Origin of the sequence: Marinobacter adhaerens HP15, assembly GCF_000166295.1 — a bacterium.
In the GTDB taxonomy this organism is placed as follows: Bacteria; Pseudomonadota; Gammaproteobacteria; order Pseudomonadales; family Oleiphilaceae; genus Marinobacter; species Marinobacter adhaerens.
This window is the reverse complement of the sequence record NC_017506.1, coordinates 174,844-190,532: the sequence shown is the minus strand read 5'-3', so window position 1 is coordinate 190,532 and position 15,689 is coordinate 174,844. Positions and strand designations below refer to the sequence as shown.

Sequence of the window (15,689 nt, the reverse complement as noted above, 5' to 3'; positions counted from 1 at the left end):
GGTGTTACCCCTTGTACAGCCGTGGGTTCATCACATCCCGCAACCAGTCACCCAACAGGTTGATGACCAGCACGAGCACCACCAGCACCAGGCCCGGGATCAGGGTGATCCACCAGGAACCGCTCTGGATGTAGTCAAAGCCGGATTTGATCAGCGACCCCAGCGACGGCTGGGTCTCCGGCATACCGAGCCCCAGGAACGACAGCGCCGCCTCGGAAATAATGGCGTTGGCAATCTGGACCGTGGCGATAACGAAAATCGGCGACAGGGTGTTGGGCAAGATATGCCGGAACATGATCCGTCGGGTCCCGAAGCCCATCACTTTGGCGGCGTCGACGTATTCCTTCTTTTTCTCCGCCAGCACCGAAGCACGAACCGTCCGGGCAATCTGGGGCCACTCGGCGACACCGATGATGAAGATCAGCATGTAAATGGCGATCTCGCCAAACATCAGGTTACCGAAGCTGGCCTTGAACACTGCGCCCACGATGATGGCAACCATCAGGGTGGAGAACGATAGCTGAACATCGGCAATGCGCATCAGCACCGCATCCACCTTGCCACCCAGGTAGCCGGCGAGGAGACCGAACAGAATGCCCAGAAACGCCTGCAGGACCACCGCCCCGAAACCGATCATCAGGGACACCCGGGTACCGTAAAGAATGGTGGACAGCAGATCCCGGCCCTGGGCGTCGGTGCCCAGGGGGAATGCCGGATCAGCCCCGCTCATGCCCACCGGGGGCAGCTCGGAATTCATAATGTTGATCTGCGCCAGATCGTAGGGATCGGCGGGCGCCAGGAGGGGCGCGAACACCGCCGCCAGCACCATCAGCAGCAGCACGGCAAAGCTGACAATCGCCACCTTGTCGCGCTTGAAGCTGTACCAGAAGAAGGACTCGCGGAAGCGGTCCCAGCGGGAAACCGTTGCCGTTGTCATGCTTTCTTTCCTGTCAGTTTGACGGTGGGATTCACCAGACCGTAGATCAGATCCACCAGGGTATTGGTAACCACGAAAATCAGGCCCACCACCATCAGGTAGGCCACGATAAGCGGAATGTCACTGCGGGTAATCGCCTCCAGGAACATCAGGCCCACGCCCGGCCACTGGAACACGGTTTCCGTGAGGATGGTGTACGCCACCATAATGCCGATCTGCACGCCACCCACGGTGATCACCGGAAGCATGGTGTTCTTGAGCGCGTGCAGGAAGTTAATGCGGCCGGCGCTCAGGCCCTTGGCCCGGGCGTAACGCACATAGTCGCTCTGCAGCACTTCCATCATCTCGGCCCGGATCAGTCGGATGAACAAAGGCAGCATGATCGAGGCCAGCGACACGGACGGCAGGACCAGATGCATCAGCCCGGTACCGGTGAAGAAACCGGACTCCCAGGTGCCGAAAAGGTGAGTCAGCTCATCACCACGGCCGTAGGAAGGCAGCCCGCCTTCGGTGCTGAAGAAATCGTTGAGCCACTGACCCCAGCCGGTATCCGACGGGAACCAGTTCACCGTCACACCAATGGAGAACAGCTGAATCAGCACAATGGCCGTCAGGAACACCGGTATGGAAATACCCACGGTACTGACGCCCATAAAGAATTTGGATAACCATGCCTGGGGCCGGATAGCGGCATAGACACCAATCGGCACGGAAAGAAACACAATAATCAGACTGGCACCGATGACCAGCTCCAGAGTCGCCGGCAGGTGTTCGGCGATCACTTCCAGGGTCGGCTTGCTGTAGAAATAGGAGTTGCCCAGGTCGCCCTGGAGCGCATTGCCTGCAAACCGCAGGTACTGCACCACCATCGGGTCGTTCAGGCCAAGCTCCTCTCGAATGGCTTCCCTCTCCTCTTCGGAGACGGACATCCCCACCATTTCCTGAAGCGGGTCCCCGAGGCCATCCTGAATGGCAAAGGCAATCACGCTGATCACAAACATGACCAGAAACGCCTGGGAAATCCGCTGAACCAAAAACGCTAACATGGAAAGCTTCCGGATAAGGCTTGCAAACAAAAGGCCGGCGCCGGATCACTCCAGCGCCGGCCGGCCATCAAAGGCAGTTACTCAACAACCAGATCACCCAGGTACGGGAAGTTCATGACATTGAGCACCGGCTCAATGTTCACGTTCTTCTTGGAGGCCCAGGCCAGATCCTGCCAGTGCAGCGGAACAAAGGCGGCATCGTCGTACAGACGCTGTTCCACTTCCTGCAGCATGGCGGCACGCTTGTCCAGGTCAGTTTCGACGTTGGCCTTCTGAACCAGGGCGTCGATTTCCGGGTTGCAGTAGTTACCGGCGTTGTACTGGCCAGCGCCAGTGTCGGCATCCGGGCAGAAGGTCAGGAACTCGTAGAAGTTGGCGGAGTCTTCGGTATCCGCGTGCCAGCCGATCATCATCATGTCCGCGGCGCGGTTGTCATACTCCGGCCAGTACTGGGCCTTTGGCAGGGTTTTCAGATCCACCTTGATGTTGATGCGTGCCAGCATGGCAGCCACTGCCTGAGCGATCTTGTCGTCGTTCACGTAGCGGTTGTTCGGCGCCATCATGGTGATGGTGAAGCCGTCCTCGTAACCGGCCTCCTTCATCAGCTCCTGGGCCTTGGCCACATCGAAGCGCGGTGTCAGGGACTCGTTATAGCCCTGGTAGCCTTCAGGCGACATCTGGGCGGCAGGGGTGGCGAAGCCTTTCATGATCTTGGCGGCAATGCCTTCCTGGTTGATGGCGTAGGCAATCGCCTGGCGAACCTTCGGGTTCTTGAAGGCTTCCACTCGCTTCTGGTTCATGTGGAACAGGATGATGCGGGTGCCACTCATGGTGACCAGGTTGGCGCTCTTGTCGTTGCGGATCCGCTCCAGATCATTGGGCGGAACCGGGGCGATAAAGTCGACACCACCGGACAGCAGCGCAGAAACCCGGGTGTTGTTCTCTTTGATCGGAGTCAGCACGATCTTGCCGACGTTACCCGGGGACTCGGTATCCCAGTAGTCGTCGAAGCGCTCGAACTCGACCCGGACACCCTGCTTGCGTTCGGTCACGGTGTAAGGGCCGGTGCCCGACAGATTCTCGGATGCGAAGGAGTTGCCATGTTTGAGGATGGCGCTCTTGTCTTTGCCGTCTTCGGTCTGGCCGCTGTAGAACTCGCTGTCGAACGGGAAGATATAGGTGGCGGTGTTCAGCAGCAGCGGATAGGGCTCACTGGTGACCAGCTCGAAGGTGTAATCATCGATGATGTTGATGCCGCTGAAGGGCTTGAAGATGGCCTTGAAATCCTGGCTCTGCTTCAGGCGGTCGAAAGTGAACTTCACATCCGCGGTCGTCAGCTCGTTGCCGGAATGGAACTTCACGCCCTCACGGAGTTTGAAGCGCATGGTGTTTTCATCAACCCGGGTCCAGCTCTCTGCCAGGCGCGGCTCGAAACCAAGATCCTTGGTCCAGCGCAACAGCGGATCAAAGGTCATATGGGACAGCTGGAGAATGCCACCAGACAGCTGCTCATGAATGTCGAGGGTCACGGGGTCGGCGTCGTACGCCATCTTCAGTTCCTTGGTCGCCTCGGCAGACAGGGCTACCGGCGCCGCCGCCAGGGCCATGGAACCGACAAATGCTGCAATCAGTTTTTTCATCGCGTTTTCCGTCGCTGTTTTAGGAATTTTCACGGAACATCGGCGCAGAACGGCGCCGAATGCCTGGCCAACAAGCTAGTCTCGGAAAACACTTAGGGCAATCGAAATTGCGACATGGGGCTATACGCCAGGTGAATGACCTGATTTGGCGCAGACTTACAGCCGGAAAACCAGAGGCAGGATCAGGGCAGTAAACACACCGGTAAGTCCCATTCCCAGAGACGCAAACGCGCCGGCGCTATGGCTGATTTCAAACGCCCTCGCGGTTCCGATGGCATGGCCATTCAGCCCCAGGGCAAAGCCCAGAATCCGTTCGTCCTCAACAGGCAAAAGCCGCGCGAGCAGGTCAACGAAGAGGGTTGCCACCACGCCCGTGATCAGGAGCCCGCCCATCATCAGGGGCACCGAACCGCCCAACTGCTCGGTAATACCGATGGCGATAGGCGCAGTAACCGACTTGGGCGCCAGCGATGCCAGGACCTCCGGTGTGGCCCCCAGAGCCCAGCCAATCACCACGGCGTAAACCGCCGCCATGGTGGCGGCAATCGGCAGCGTGACCACAATCGGGCGCCACATGGCACGGATATGGTGCATCTGCTGGTACAAGGGAATCCCGAGTGCGACGGTGGCAGGCCCCAGCAACACCGTCAGCCAGCGCGCGCCCTGTTGGTAATCCTGGTAATCCACCGCCAACGCGATGAAGCCAGATAAAAGACACGCAGACAAAACAACCGGCGGCAGCCAGATAGGCCGGCCAATGCGGGAGAACAGCCAGTTGCCGGCAAAAAAGGCACCGAGGGTCAAACCGATCGCAAGAATCGGGGTGGCGGCAAGCGACTCCGGCAGGGCCTGGAAGCGCGCAAGGAGCTCACTCACCATCGCTAACGCCTCTTTTCGTCACCGCCTTCATCAACAACAAGGTAGTCAGCACACTGAGAAAGGTGCCCACCAGCAATGCCGCCGCAACCGCCAGCCACTGCCCGGAGAACTGGTTCGCCGTGAAAAACACACCCACCACCCCCGGCATGATCAAGAGCACCAGCACCGATATAAGCCCCTGGCTGGCCCGAGCAAGATCATCACTCACGTTGCCTTTAAGCATCAGCGTGAAGGTAATGACCACCATCCCCAGCACGCCGCCACTCACCGGCAACGCCAGCAGCAGGCGCACAGACTCGCCAAGAATAAAAAACAGCACCAGAACCAGAAAACCACGCAACATCGGCATGCGCTTACACTCACCCGGGAAAGAATTGCATTACACTAGCCCAAACCCCTATCCCGATACCAATGCAGGAAGCCCATGGCGCTCAAAGCAACCATCCTCAAGGCGACGCTCAACATCGCCGACATGGACCGTCACTACTACTCGGATCATCAATTGACCATCGCCCAGCATCCGTCGGAAACGGACCTGCGCGTGATGATCCGGCTGCTTGCCTTTGCCCTGAACGCCAGCGACACCCTCGAATTTACCAAAGGCCTGAGCACCGATGATGAGCCAGAGCTGTGGCAGAAAGACCTGACCGGCGAAATTGAATTATGGATCGAGCTTGGCCTGCCAGAAGAAGACCGAATAAGGAAGGCCTGCAACCGCGCCGGGAAAGTGATCCTCTACACCTATGGCGATCGCGCATTCCCAGTCTGGTGGGACAAACATCACGGCAAGCTGGAACGTTTCGACAACCTCACCATTGTTCACCTACCCGGCGACAGCACTGAGGCCCTGGCAGCGCTCGCGGACCGGTCCATGAGCTTCCAGGTGACCATCCAGGATGGCGAGGTCACCTTCAGCAATGACAACAATCTGGTATCGATTACCCCCGAGCAGCGACTACCCCAGAACTGAGGTCAGGACTTGCCGCCGGGGGCTGGACAGACACCCGCTACGCACGTAAGATTGCGCACTCGAAATCGGCGAGTCATCGTCGAGCTCGAAGCGCCCGTAGCTCAGCTGGATAGAGCGTTGCCCTCCGGAGGCAAGGGTCAGAGAAAAATCCGGAACCGAAGGCAACGGTCAAACATGCCAAACTTGTTGAAATCCGCCCGTAGCTCAGCTGGATAGAGCGTCGCCCTCCGGAGGCGAAGGTCTCAGGTTCGAATCCTGACGGGCGGGCCATTTCAATGGCAATTCAACAAGTTACACCGCGCAATCTTCCTTTTCATCCTCGTATACTGAAACTGCAGACGCTCAAGCGTCGAATCAGGCAACGACCCCTGCACTGCTTATGAAATTGTCCTGTTTGGCACATGAAATTGGGTCTGTGTCCAAACTGTGTCCACGGTGTGTCCAGACTTTTGCGGGTATTTTTCTGAGCGCAAAAATTCTGACCTTTGCCCTGAACGCGTCATTTTGCTTACTGGACACAGAAATTGCCGAACGAGACCACTCGTCCGTGGGAGCAATTCATGGCTGGAAATATGGCTCTAAGAGCTACAACCGCCTCTGACAGTATTTGTCATTCTGACCTGCTCGCCTTTAGCCAGACAGCTTTCTCCTTAGGTGGGGTCAGGACCGGCAGGACTCAGCGTGAATATTCGCTTCGGTCGCAAAGCGAACATTCAAAATGGCCGACGAAGGCAATGAAAAAGGGCTCCGTTTGAGGCCCGGAAGTGTCATGCTTGGCGAGGGGGGCAAATAAAAAACTGAGCACGCTCAAACCACGCTTCAATGCGAATGCTCACCCATCAGATAGTGAACCAGCGCGTTCAAGCTTTCCTCCGAAATTTTCCATCGTGGCATCGTAGCGTGCAATGGCTCACCATCGGGGCCAATACCGTTCACGATGGCCTTTTTTAGCGATGACTCGTCATAAGAGGCATGGTTGTGGCCGTCATCGTGTTCGCTCTGCAGCGCCGCGTCGGTTAAAGCCGGAGCCATCACCCAGAAACGCGGCCACATGATGGCGCCGCCTTCCTTTTCAGAACCATGGCAGGTGGCACAACCGCCCCCGTGCATCTGCATATGATGGTTTCCGCCAACCGGGCGGATCCTCTCACCGGAGCTGGAAACGCCAGTGAAATAGAGGCGTTCCCCTTCGCTGCTGAAACTGGCTGGCCAGTTGTCGACGCTGTAGCGACTGTTGTGACCATCCATGCATCCGGATAACATCAACGCGCTCAAGGCCAGTGCTGAATATTTTCTGGTTCCATTGCCTTTAGCCATCTCACTTGCTTCCTGCGCGTTATGTGATGCTTGATTGCTTCCAATCTGCCCTGATTGTTCAAATCAGTAAACAGTCATAGGCAGAGTGATCATGACCGATATCCGAAAACCGGGATAGATTTTTTCTCTGTAGTTTCCCGCGTAATTCCGTGTAATGCTATCGGGCGTTTATGGTATCGGGGCTTGCCAGGCCTTTAATTATGATTCAGAAAAGGATTTTCCGCTCGCTAGCCTGGCTCGCAAAGCGAACGTTCAAATTATGGACAATGCTAGCGTTGACCAGAGCCGGAGCGATTAACCGGCACAGCAGGACAACTGTTTTACGTCCTTGGTGAACGTTTGCGCACAGAGCTTGAATCCTTCAACCATGGTCAGATAAGGGAACAAGTCATCGCCGATTTCCTGAACGGTCAAACCTGCTCGTAACGCCATCACTGCCGTTTGGATAATTTCACCGCCTTCCGCTGCGACAATCTGCACCCCAAGCAAACGGCCTGAGTTGCGCTCTGCCACCATCTTAATAAATCCTTGGGTGTCAAAGTTTACTAGCGCACGCGGCACGTTTTCCAAGTCGAGCAGCCTGGTGTCCACGCTATAACCCCGAGCAACTGCTTCGGCTTCAGAGAGGCCAACGGTGGCGACTTGAGGATCGGTAAACATGACCCCAGGCATGGCACTGAAGTCGAGTTTGGCCTCGCCTTCCGTCATGTTGATGGCGGCCCGACTGCCTCCGGCAGCGGCGACATAGACAAACTGCGGTTGATTGGTGCAGTCTCCGGCAGCGTATATTCCGGGGACCGTGGTTTGCAGATGCTCATCCACCTGAATTGCGTCGCGTGAGGTTTCCACGCCAATGCTCGCCAGGTTCAGGGCCTCGGTATTGGGAGTTCGACCGGTCGCCACCAGCAGCTGATCGGCTCGTAAGGTGCCGGCAGGCGTCTCGACGATGAACTCGTTGTCGCTATAGTCCACGTTGCTGGGCAGGGTCTGGCTAAGCACCTCAATACCTTCCCGATTAAACGCTCCCGCTATGGCCTCTCCGATCGCGGGATCTTCACTGGACAACACACGGCTCCGGGCCAAAACGGTAACCTTGCTACCGAGTCTGGCGAACGCCTGAGCCAATTCCAAGGCAACGAAACCGGCACCAATTACGATCAGCCGTTTGGGGCCGGTATCCAGCGTCAAGGCACTGGTTGATGTCAGGTAAGGAGTGTCTGCCAGCCCCGTTATTGGCGGTTCTGCCGGTCTGGCTCCGGTTCCAATAAAGGCGCGATCAAAATGAACCGGTTTTTCACCACCCTCAGCCAACGTGACTAACAGGCTATTGGTGTCGAGAAACCGGGCCTCACCGTTCAGGACTGTGATGTCCTTGTGTTCTCGAAGTATCTTTTCGTACTTGGTGTCACGCAGCTCCTCCACTCGTGCAAGCTGTTGCTGAAGCAGTTTCGCTCGGTCTACCTCAGGAGCCGCAGCACTGATGCCCGCGTCAAAAGGGCTTTCTTTTCGAAGATGCGCGATATGTGCTGCACGAATCATAATCTTCGAGGGCACGCAGCCAACATTTACGCAGGTGCCGCCGACGGTCCCACGTTCAATCAGGGTGACGCGGGCACCGCGCTCTGTTGCCTTCAAGGCAGCCGCCATGGCGGCTCCGCCACTGCCGATTACAGCAATATGCAGTTTTTGGTCATTTTTCACTCGGGAAACTCCTTGGAGCTTTGGAATTGCTCTCGTAGCTGGCGTCATAGTGTTTTTTCCGCCAGAACGCATAGACCGTAAGGCCGATGAATACCGCCAGTGCCGGAAGAAGCACATAGTCGAGATAGCCCGTCAGGGCGGCCAGTCCCACGGTGGACATAAGAATGACCAGAATCGGTGTGAAGCAGCATAGTGCAACCAGAATAGTGCCTACTATGCCAACTCTGAGCAGGTTCTTCGGATTCTTCATTGCCCCTCCGGGGTCGCCTCTGAGGCCGTGGGAGTGGAGGGGTAACCAGCGTCGCTCGTGGCCTCGGTGAGCGCCTCTATGGAAGTGAGCGCATCGTCAAAGGTGACGACGGCTTCTCGATCAGGGTAGCTCACGGAAACTTGCGACACCCCTTCCACCTTACTTAAGGCCAGCTTGACGGTGATCGGACAGGCGGAACAGGTCATGTCAGGCACCGAGAGCGTCACTGTTTGAGACGCAGCCCAGGTGGACATGCTGAGCAAAGTGAGGAACATGGCAAGTACAAGCTGTTTACGCATGAGGAAAATCTCCGTTTAGTAGAATAGGGGCAAAATGTAAGGGAACACTAAAGCGACCAGTACCAGAGCCGTAACTACCCAAAAGATCATCTTATAGGTCTTTCGGACTTGAGGGATCGCACACGTTTCACCGGGTGAGCATTGCTCTACAGGGCGATAGATTCGTCGCCAGGCGAGGTACATGGCGACGATGGCCGCGCCAATGAACAGCGGTCGATAGGGCTCCAAAGCTGTCAGATTGCCGATCCAGGCACCGGAAACGCCCAGAGTGATAAGTACCAATGGCCCGAGACAGCAAGCCGAGGCGAGAATTCCAGCCATCCCCCCGACAGCGAGAGAAGCACCTCCGGATTTAGATTTGAATTTCGACATGACGTTTACACCTGTTGCCCATGGACTTGATGAGATAAGGTTACTTCCGTAGTCAAGTACGGAGTCAAGCATCATGTTGGATAAAGCTAATTCACTGACTATTGGCGGCTTGGCCAGGGCGGCCAACGTAAATGTAGAGACGATCCGCTATTACCAGCGACGTGGTCTGTTATCGGAACCCAAGCGGCCTCCGGGTGGCATTCGACGCTACGGTTTCGCCGATATTGATCGGTTGACCTTTGTGAAAACGGCGCAGCACCTGGGTTTCAGTCTCGATGAGATAAGCGACCTCCTACGGCTGGAAGATGGCACCCACTGTGAGGAAGCCAGTGCGCTCGCCGAGCACAAGCTGAAGGATGTGCGTGAAAAGATCGAAAGGCTGGTCAAAATTGAGATGGCTCTGAGCGATATGGTCAGTCAATGCCACGCACAGCCGGACAGCATCGCGTGCCCGCTCATTGCTTCGTTACATGAGGGAGGTATTGGGACAAGAGGCCAAAAGGGTTAGCTTCAGAACCAATCAACCTCTTGTGGACTTATCCCGATACACATAAACAGACCATCTATGCGAGAGTCATTTGTGAAGGTACCCTTTGTTTTATGGACCCCGTTCGCTTGTATACCAGTCGCGTGAGTACTTACGCTAGGTTTGTGAATCTTGTGTGCTACCCCCAGGGTATCCGCGCGTACTTCCGTCGCTCGCCACACCTTCGGTCAGGCCTTCGTGTGCTTGATGCCGGGTGCGGTTCTGGAATCGCAACGCTCGCTCTTAGAGACGCGTTGCTTAGCAAGGGCATAGTGCCTGGTTCGCTTCAGGCCTTCGATCTGACGCCGGCGATGCTTGATCGCTTTCGTTCCAAGCTTCAAAAGCGTGCTATCCACAACGTCGACATTGCACAGGCAGATGTGCTCGACTCTCAGGGCTTGCCGGCTGAATGGGGCAATTACGATCTAATCGTTGCGGCATCGATGTTCGAGTACCTTCCAACAGAACGTTTGAGCGAAGGATTTCGAGCGCTTCGTTTACGACTAAAGCCAGATGGAAAATTCGTTCTCTTTATCACCCGCAGGAACTGGCTCACACGTCCGCTTATCGGCCGATGGTGGCAAGCAAACCTTTATAGCAAGCAAGAACTTGAAGAGGCACTTCAAAAAGCAGGGTTCACTTCTGTGACCTTCTCCCAATTCCCAATGCCGTATCGTTTCCTCTCCCTTTGGGGCTACATTATCGAAGCGAAAAACTAGACGGCGTCTTTGCCGCCCACCGAAGGTCTGCTTTTGTTTAGGAAATCGAGGTGGTGGAGGGTCGCGAAGCGAACATTCAGGCGCACTTTATTGCGACCAGGTTCTGAGTCTCGCATGTCGCTCGGTACAAGCTTGAAAGTTACACCGAAAGATGAGCCGGCAAGCACTATTTAGCTGCTCAAAAGGATCCGGCCCCGTGAGTACACGGGACCGGAAGTCGTTACATTTGTCTAATGTTAATCACAACATCTTCTTTAACTGTCCGTAGTCTCCCCCAGTACGTAGTACCAGAGTGATGTCGTTGTCGTTCCGGTTTCTGAAAAACCAGCCGTGATTGCCGGTAAAGGCTGCTTCCAACTCGCCCTCGTCTTCAAGCACGCCCCGGCCTTTTTCGTAGGAAATTGACTGACCACTTCCATCACCATGGGTATCGAAGTTGATCGGGCCACCCTCTGATACCCAGGAGAATCGGGCTGTAGCGCCTTCCTCCATAGTAAGTTTGAACTCTGTGCCTTCTCCCGGTGTGAGAACCACGCGCACTTCATCCTGCCACTGCGGTTCCACAACTTCTGGTGCAGGCGCAGGTTCTGGCTCGGCAGGTGCAACTTCTGCTTCAGGCGAGGGAGCTGGTTCCTTAACGGCTTCAGCCACGACAGGTTCTTTGACTTCCGGGGCCTCTCGCTCAGTTGAGGATTGAACAGCAACCATCTGAGCAGCTTCGTCAGCAGCAGCCTCTTCGGCGAGCTGCTCCTTGATCTCACCCATTTCAGTCAGGCCCAAAAGGCGACCTGCGCCGGTTGGGTCCAGGGCGTATTCGGCGGGCATGACCACGGTTACAAGCAGAACCAACGCCACAATTGCCGCAATGATGGTTGATCGAACCAGCTTGGCAGTGCTGGGCAGTTCTTCACGGTTGGGAATATCGGTGTTGTACATAAAAAATCTCCAGAATCAGGCGACGAAGTAACCGGTGAGCTGATAGCCAAAGAGCAGAAAACCTGCACTCATCATGGCCACGTTGGCGGTGTAGGCATGGCGGAAAAATCCGTCGGTTTTTCGCCAGAAGCTGATGACAATCAGGATCATGGCCAGGGCGATCAATTGTCCGATTTCCACGCCCACATTGAAGGCGAGGAGGTTCGGAATCAGGCCGTCCTGTGAGATGTCGTATTCGATGATCTTGGTGGACAGACCAAAGCCATGGAAGAACCCGAAAATCAACGTGGCGGCTTTGGTGTTGGGCTGGAAACCAAACCACCGCTGATAGGCACCGATGTTGTCCAGTGCCTTGTAGACGATGGACAGACCGATAATCGCATCAATGATGTAACTATTGATGCCCACGTTGAAGTAAACCCCCAGCAGCATCGTGGTGGAATGCCCCAAGGCAAACAGGCTCACGTAGATCGCGATGTGCTTCATCTGGTAGAGGAAGAAAATGACACCCAGCAGGAACAGCAGGTGGTCATATCCGGTGACCATGTGTTTGGCCCCCAGATAGATGAACGAAATAAGGTTTATCCCGGTAATTTCCTGGATGTACCCCTTGTCGCCCTGGGCGACGGCATGAGCGAGTACATCGGTACTCAGACCCAGCAAGCCCAAAGTTAGAAATATCCAGAGTAGACGATTGCCTGTGCCCGTTGAGGACACACCACGGCATCGGCCAGGCAAGTTTGACAACATAAAGACTCCAATCGAATGTGTTTTCTCGGGCCGCCTAAGCGGCAAGAATCAAGAGGAAAGGAGAACTTTTGGAGGGCGTTCAAGCCGATAGCGCAAACTGCGGGGCGAACCTCCGGCAAAGGGTACGGGCTGCCGGAGAACGGTCAGGCTTTGGGAAACAAACGGAACCCTGAGGTGGTCCATGGTCTCGTGGGTATGATTGCCAGCATCATGATGCACTGATGATGTCTCTGGCTCTTCGTCAAAATCGTGGGTGTGTCCATGCGCACCATGACTGTCCGTTTGGCCGTCAGACTGCGATTCCCAATCGCCTGCCAGCTCAGCCACACCGTGAGAGAAAGACTCGCCAATCACCGACATTGATAGGCCCGCCAATGCAAACAGCATGACGAGTGTCGGAAGCAGTTTTCTCTGGTGGATGGCTGAAATCATAAATCTAATGGGAAGAGTCTGTGGTTGGATTTCATTGAGGACAGAGAATACCACCCCTCCCAAGGGTGATAGGCATTAAACATGGTAAATGATCGCGAACATCGAATACATGAGCGCAAAACTTTGCCCAGCTCTCTGATAGCTTGCATCCCAAATGGGCGGTTCAATGACTGATCACTGATGCTGACTTTGGGAGGTTGACCACCACCGAAAAGCCGCGCTCCGGGATCGTGGGAAAACGCAGTGTTCCACCATAACGCTCGACAATTTCCCGAACAATTGCCAGCCCAAGGCCATGGCCCGGCGTCTGCTCGTCTAGCCGCAATCCCCGTTGACCCAGCTTGCTGATTTCAGCGTCTGCGACGCCGGGGCCATCGTCTATGACACCCATTTGCAGTGTTCCGGAGCGTTGAACGAGTGACAGTTCCACACAGTGATCTGACCATTTGCCGGCGTTGTCCAGGAGATTGCCCATAATTTCATTTAGGTCGTGTTCCTCGATCGGCCAGCGGGCGTCCTCCGGCAGAGAACTCGACAGTTCAAAGGACTTTTCCGGGTAGAGCCGCCCCAGCATCCAGAGTAGATCCCGCGCCTGTTTCAGCGGGTAAGCGCTTTTCCCAACCTGTGGTCCTGCAAAGCGACTTCGGCGCATCTCGGCTTCAAGCTGTTTGTCGATGTCATTGAGTCTCGCGGTCATCTGAAGGCGGAGATCGTTGGAAAGCGGACGACTAGTGTCTTCAAGTATCTGCCGGACCGCCGCAATGGGGGTCTTGACGCTGTGAGACAGATTCGCCAGCGCATCCCTTGATCGTTCCAGGCGTTGATCCAGCGAGTCGAGTAATTGGTTGAGCTGTTGAACCAGCGGTCGAAATTCCTCAGGTGCCTGGACGTGAATCCGGGAAACCTTGCCATCCTGAAGTCGCTTAAGCGTGGCCTTCAGCTCGACGACAGGGCGCATGGACAGATTGATACCGAACCAGATCACAACGACCAACAGCAGAATCAGTAAAATAGAGACGATGGCTGTCCACGCGTGCAGCTCTGCCTGGCTGCGTTTCAGTGCGCCAAGATCCTCGGACACGATCACAACAATCGGCGTATCGCCGATCTGGAACGACTTTCGATACGCAAGAATGTTCTTTGGGCCCTCGACTGTATCCGCATCCCGAACACGAACGGTTCCATCCTTTGCTGATTCAATCAACGACGTTAACACCGGTGCCCAGGAATCCGGGGAAATGATCGTTCTGGACGGAGAATGTATGGCGAAGGCGTGGTGAAAGACTTCCTGAAAGTAGTCACCGGTCTGGAGGCTGTCCAATTGACCGCCAGAATCAAGAATCTGGTGTTCCAGAAATGCGACCTCATCTTTCAGACGTGTCTCGACGAATTCCCGGGACATCCGGTCCAGTAAGAGGCCGTGAACCAGCCATGCAAGCCCCATTAACGCAATGCCGGCTGGCAGTAGCAATAAAAGTAAGGTGCCTTTGACGGATTTGGGCTTGCTAAACAGCGTCATTGAAGAGATATCCCTGACCGCGACGAGTTGCAATGGTGTCGTTGCCGACCAGTTTCCGCAATCGGCGAATGTAAGCTTCAATCACGTTTTCGTTAGGGGTATCGTTCAGGTTGTACAACTGCTCCATTAGCTGCTCTTTCGAGAACACATGGCCGGGACGGCTCATCAGGCAGCGCAGTAGGCGAAATTCCGTGCCGGTGAGGCTGTGCTCCGTGCCATCTTCCGATTTCAGGCTTTGACGATTTTCATCTAATTCGAAGCGTCCGGCTTTTACCATTGAATGAATACGGCCTTCGCTTCGACGCACAATGGCGTTGAGCCGGGCGATGAGTTCTTCGGTCTGAAAGGGTTTTGCAAGGTAGTCATCCGCTCCAGCTTTAAGGCCTTCCACCTTGTCGTGCCAGTCGCCTCTGGCGGTCAGAATAAGAACCGGGCAGCCTATCTGATGGGTTCTCCATTTCCTCAAAACGTCTAACCCGTTGCCATCGGGTAGGCCAAGATCAAGAATAACGGCTCGATAGTCCTCCTGCTCGCCCAGAATCGCAGCCTCTTTGGCGGTGTAGGTCGTATCAACGCTGAACCCTGCCTTTTCAAGCTGACCACTTAATCCGTCAGCCAGCAAACGGTCATCTTCAACGAGCAGTAATCGCATCGGACATTCCTTCTCTGAGCCAAGTAATAGCTTTGGAGTGTCGCTGATCAACCTGAATTCAGCCTGAATGGCAAATTAGTTCAATATTTTCAGCAAGAATTCAGGTTAATGCGCGATGGTGTGAATCGTATTCTGGCATCGCTCTTTGTTCAGAGCCAACCGACGCCGGGATTTCCGGCCACTTTATCAATGGAGAAGACAAGATGAATGCATCCAAGTTGATTGTTGCAGCCGCGGCCATGTCGATGTCCGCAGTGACCCTCGCCGCCGGTGCTCATGGCGGTGGTCATGGCGCCAGCAGCGGCGAACCGGGTAAAGCCTCGGAGGCCTCTCGCACTATCACAGTGGAAATGTACGACAACTACTACGAGCCCGAAGAAATCAGTGTAAAGCCTGGCGAAACCGTTCGCTTCGTGGTGGAGAACAAAGGAAACCTCGTGCATGAATTCAATGTGGGCACTCCCGACATGCACGACGCTCACCAAGAGGAAATGATGATGATGGTTGAGCATGGCGTGATCCAGGGCGGCAAGCTGAACCACGACATGATGAATATGGATATGGGCAATGGCCATTCCATGAAGCATGACGACCCGAACAGCGTGTTGCTGGAACCCGGCCAAAGCAAAGAAATAATTTGGAAGTTTTCTGATAAAAGCAATATCGAATTCGCCTGCAACGTGCCAGGCCACTATCAGGCCGGTATGTACGGTGAGGTCAATTTCGAGTAAATCGCTTGGCGGA

The 15,689-nt window shown here is 55.3% G+C and carries 19 protein-coding genes and 1 tRNA gene; 5 read left to right on the top strand and 15 right to left on the bottom strand.

The features are described from left to right. Positions 1-4: 4 nt before the first annotated feature. From HP15_RS00980 to HP15_RS00960, 5 genes are all read right to left on the bottom strand, one after another. On the bottom strand, positions 5-937 hold the full coding sequence (locus tag HP15_RS00980) for an ABC transporter permease (protein ID WP_014575818.1): 933 nt from the start codon (positions 935-937) through the stop codon (positions 5-7). After that, positions 934-1,983: an ABC transporter permease gene (locus HP15_RS00975; RefSeq protein ID WP_041644890.1), complete on the bottom strand. Its 1,050-nt coding sequence runs from the start codon at positions 1,981-1,983 to the stop codon at positions 934-936. The genes HP15_RS00980 and HP15_RS00975 overlap by 4 nt, the downstream gene beginning before the upstream one ends. Before the next feature lie 77 nt (positions 1,984-2,060). Further along, complete coding sequence (locus HP15_RS00970) at positions 2,061-3,623, bottom strand: ABC transporter substrate-binding protein (protein ID WP_041644889.1); 1,563 nt, start codon at positions 3,621-3,623, stop codon at positions 2,061-2,063. A gap of 156 nt (positions 3,624-3,779) precedes the next feature. Then, on the bottom strand, positions 3,780-4,502 hold the full coding sequence (locus tag HP15_RS00965) for an LrgB family protein (RefSeq protein ID WP_014575815.1): 723 nt from the start codon (positions 4,500-4,502) through the stop codon (positions 3,780-3,782). Next, positions 4,492-4,851, bottom strand: a complete 360-nt coding sequence (locus tag HP15_RS00960) for a CidA/LrgA family protein (protein WP_008169943.1) — start codon at positions 4,849-4,851, stop codon at positions 4,492-4,494. Before HP15_RS00960 ends, HP15_RS00965 begins: the two co-directional genes overlap by 11 nt. A gap of 75 nt (positions 4,852-4,926) precedes the next feature. Here HP15_RS00960 and HP15_RS00955 point away from each other — a divergent pair, with 75 nt between their 5' ends. Both HP15_RS00955 and HP15_RS00950 read left to right on the top strand, forming a co-directional pair. Beyond that, the gene (locus HP15_RS00955) at positions 4,927-5,472 is read left to right on the top strand and encodes a YaeQ family protein (RefSeq protein ID WP_014575814.1); all 546 of its coding nucleotides are present in this window, start codon (positions 4,927-4,929) and stop codon (positions 5,470-5,472) included. Positions 5,473-5,665: 193 nt separating this feature from the next. Further along, positions 5,666-5,742, top strand: a tRNA-Arg gene (locus HP15_RS00950). Between the two features lie 549 nt (positions 5,743-6,291). Here HP15_RS00950 and HP15_RS00945 read toward each other — a convergent pair. The 5 genes from HP15_RS00945 to merT all read right to left on the bottom strand — a co-directional run bounded on the left by HP15_RS00945 (position 6,292) and on the right by merT (position 9,411). Next, on the bottom strand, positions 6,292-6,789 hold the full coding sequence (locus HP15_RS00945) for a c-type cytochrome (RefSeq protein ID WP_004578660.1): 498 nt from the start codon (positions 6,787-6,789) through the stop codon (positions 6,292-6,294). Positions 6,790-7,083: 294 nt separating this feature from the next. Continuing rightward, positions 7,084-8,538, bottom strand: coding sequence for a mercury(II) reductase (gene merA / locus HP15_RS00940; RefSeq protein ID WP_227499682.1), 1,455 nt, complete (start codon positions 8,536-8,538; stop codon positions 7,084-7,086). Beyond that, entirely contained in the window at positions 8,480-8,740 is a 261-nt protein-coding gene (gene merF / locus HP15_RS00935) for a mercury resistance system transport protein MerF (protein WP_014575810.1), read from the bottom strand. The genes merA and merF overlap by 59 nt, the downstream gene beginning before the upstream one ends. Further along, entirely contained in the window at positions 8,737-9,039 is a 303-nt protein-coding gene (merP, locus tag HP15_RS00930; protein ID WP_014575809.1) for a mercury resistance system periplasmic binding protein MerP, read from the bottom strand. The genes merF and merP overlap by 4 nt, the downstream gene beginning before the upstream one ends. Positions 9,040-9,054: 15 nt before the next feature. Beyond that, positions 9,055-9,411 (bottom strand): mercuric ion transporter MerT, encoded by a 357-nt coding sequence (gene merT / locus HP15_RS00925; protein WP_041644887.1) that lies wholly within the window; start codon positions 9,409-9,411, stop codon positions 9,055-9,057. 73 nt (positions 9,412-9,484) lie between these two features. Here merT and merR point away from each other — a divergent pair, with 73 nt between their 5' ends. Then, on the top strand, positions 9,485-9,919 hold the full coding sequence (merR, locus tag HP15_RS00920; protein WP_014575808.1) for an Hg(II)-responsive transcriptional regulator: 435 nt from the start codon (positions 9,485-9,487) through the stop codon (positions 9,917-9,919). Between the two features lie 92 nt (positions 9,920-10,011). Further along, entirely contained in the window at positions 10,012-10,656 is a 645-nt protein-coding gene (locus HP15_RS00915; RefSeq protein ID WP_081449806.1) for a class I SAM-dependent methyltransferase, read from the top strand. A gap of 240 nt (positions 10,657-10,896) precedes the next feature. Here the strand turns inward: HP15_RS00915 and HP15_RS00910 are convergent, their stop codons facing one another. From HP15_RS00910 to HP15_RS00890, 5 genes are all read right to left on the bottom strand, one after another. Beyond that, positions 10,897-11,592: a hypothetical protein gene (locus HP15_RS00910; protein WP_014575806.1), complete on the bottom strand. Its 696-nt coding sequence runs from the start codon at positions 11,590-11,592 to the stop codon at positions 10,897-10,899. Between the two features lie 15 nt (positions 11,593-11,607). Then, on the bottom strand, positions 11,608-12,342 hold the full coding sequence (locus tag HP15_RS00905) for a HupE/UreJ family protein (RefSeq protein WP_169702125.1): 735 nt from the start codon (positions 12,340-12,342) through the stop codon (positions 11,608-11,610). A gap of 48 nt (positions 12,343-12,390) precedes the next feature. Further along, positions 12,391-12,729 (bottom strand): hypothetical protein, encoded by a 339-nt coding sequence (locus HP15_RS00900; protein WP_227499681.1) that lies wholly within the window; start codon positions 12,727-12,729, stop codon positions 12,391-12,393. 208 nt (positions 12,730-12,937) lie between these two features. Continuing rightward, positions 12,938-14,293 (bottom strand): ATP-binding protein, encoded by a 1,356-nt coding sequence (locus tag HP15_RS00895; RefSeq protein ID WP_004578669.1) that lies wholly within the window; start codon positions 14,291-14,293, stop codon positions 12,938-12,940. Continuing rightward, positions 14,280-14,945 (bottom strand): response regulator transcription factor, encoded by a 666-nt coding sequence (locus HP15_RS00890; protein ID WP_004578670.1) that lies wholly within the window; start codon positions 14,943-14,945, stop codon positions 14,280-14,282. Before HP15_RS00890 ends, HP15_RS00895 begins: the two co-directional genes overlap by 14 nt. Positions 14,946-15,148: 203 nt before the next feature. On the opposite strand from HP15_RS00890, the gene HP15_RS00885 reads away from it, so the two are divergent. Beyond that, on the top strand, positions 15,149-15,676 hold the full coding sequence (locus HP15_RS00885; protein ID WP_004578671.1) for a cupredoxin domain-containing protein: 528 nt from the start codon (positions 15,149-15,151) through the stop codon (positions 15,674-15,676). Positions 15,677-15,689: the final 13 nt, after the last annotated feature.

Coding starts and splice junctions, on each gene's coding strand:
- HP15_RS00980 (WP_014575818.1), bottom strand. CDS start 937: ATGACAACGGCAACGGTTTCCCGCTGGGACCGCTTCCGCGAGTCCTTC.
- HP15_RS00975 (WP_041644890.1), bottom strand. CDS start 1,983: ATGTTAGCGTTTTTGGTTCAGCGGATTTCCCAGGCGTTTCTGGTCATG.
- HP15_RS00970 (WP_041644889.1), bottom strand. CDS start 3,623: ATGAAAAAACTGATTGCAGCATTTGTCGGTTCCATGGCCCTGGCGGCG.
- HP15_RS00965 (WP_014575815.1), bottom strand. CDS start 4,502: ATGGTGAGTGAGCTCCTTGCGCGCTTCCAGGCCCTGCCGGAGTCGCTT.
- HP15_RS00960 (WP_008169943.1), bottom strand. CDS start 4,851: ATGCCGATGTTGCGTGGTTTTCTGGTTCTGGTGCTGTTTTTTATTCTT.
- HP15_RS00955 (WP_014575814.1), top strand. CDS start 4,927: ATGGCGCTCAAAGCAACCATCCTCAAGGCGACGCTCAACATCGCCGAC.
- HP15_RS00945 (WP_004578660.1), bottom strand. CDS start 6,789: ATGGCTAAAGGCAATGGAACCAGAAAATATTCAGCACTGGCCTTGAGC.
- merA (WP_227499682.1), bottom strand. CDS start 8,538: ATGACGCCAGCTACGAGAGCAATTCCAAAGCTCCAAGGAGTTTCCCGA.
- merF (WP_014575810.1), bottom strand. CDS start 8,740: ATGAAGAATCCGAAGAACCTGCTCAGAGTTGGCATAGTAGGCACTATT.
- merP (WP_014575809.1), bottom strand. CDS start 9,039: ATGCGTAAACAGCTTGTACTTGCCATGTTCCTCACTTTGCTCAGCATG.
- merT (WP_041644887.1), bottom strand. CDS start 9,411: ATGTCGAAATTCAAATCTAAATCCGGAGGTGCTTCTCTCGCTGTCGGG.
- merR (WP_014575808.1), top strand. CDS start 9,485: ATGTTGGATAAAGCTAATTCACTGACTATTGGCGGCTTGGCCAGGGCG.
- HP15_RS00915 (WP_081449806.1), top strand. CDS start 10,012: ATGGACCCCGTTCGCTTGTATACCAGTCGCGTGAGTACTTACGCTAGG.
- HP15_RS00910 (WP_014575806.1), bottom strand. CDS start 11,592: ATGTACAACACCGATATTCCCAACCGTGAAGAACTGCCCAGCACTGCC.
- HP15_RS00905 (WP_169702125.1), bottom strand. CDS start 12,342: ATGTTGTCAAACTTGCCTGGCCGATGCCGTGGTGTGTCCTCAACGGGC.
- HP15_RS00900 (WP_227499681.1), bottom strand. CDS start 12,729: ATGCTGTTTGCATTGGCGGGCCTATCAATGTCGGTGATTGGCGAGTCT.
- HP15_RS00895 (WP_004578669.1), bottom strand. CDS start 14,293: ATGACGCTGTTTAGCAAGCCCAAATCCGTCAAAGGCACCTTACTTTTA.
- HP15_RS00890 (WP_004578670.1), bottom strand. CDS start 14,945: ATGCGATTACTGCTCGTTGAAGATGACCGTTTGCTGGCTGACGGATTA.
- HP15_RS00885 (WP_004578671.1), top strand. CDS start 15,149: ATGAATGCATCCAAGTTGATTGTTGCAGCCGCGGCCATGTCGATGTCC.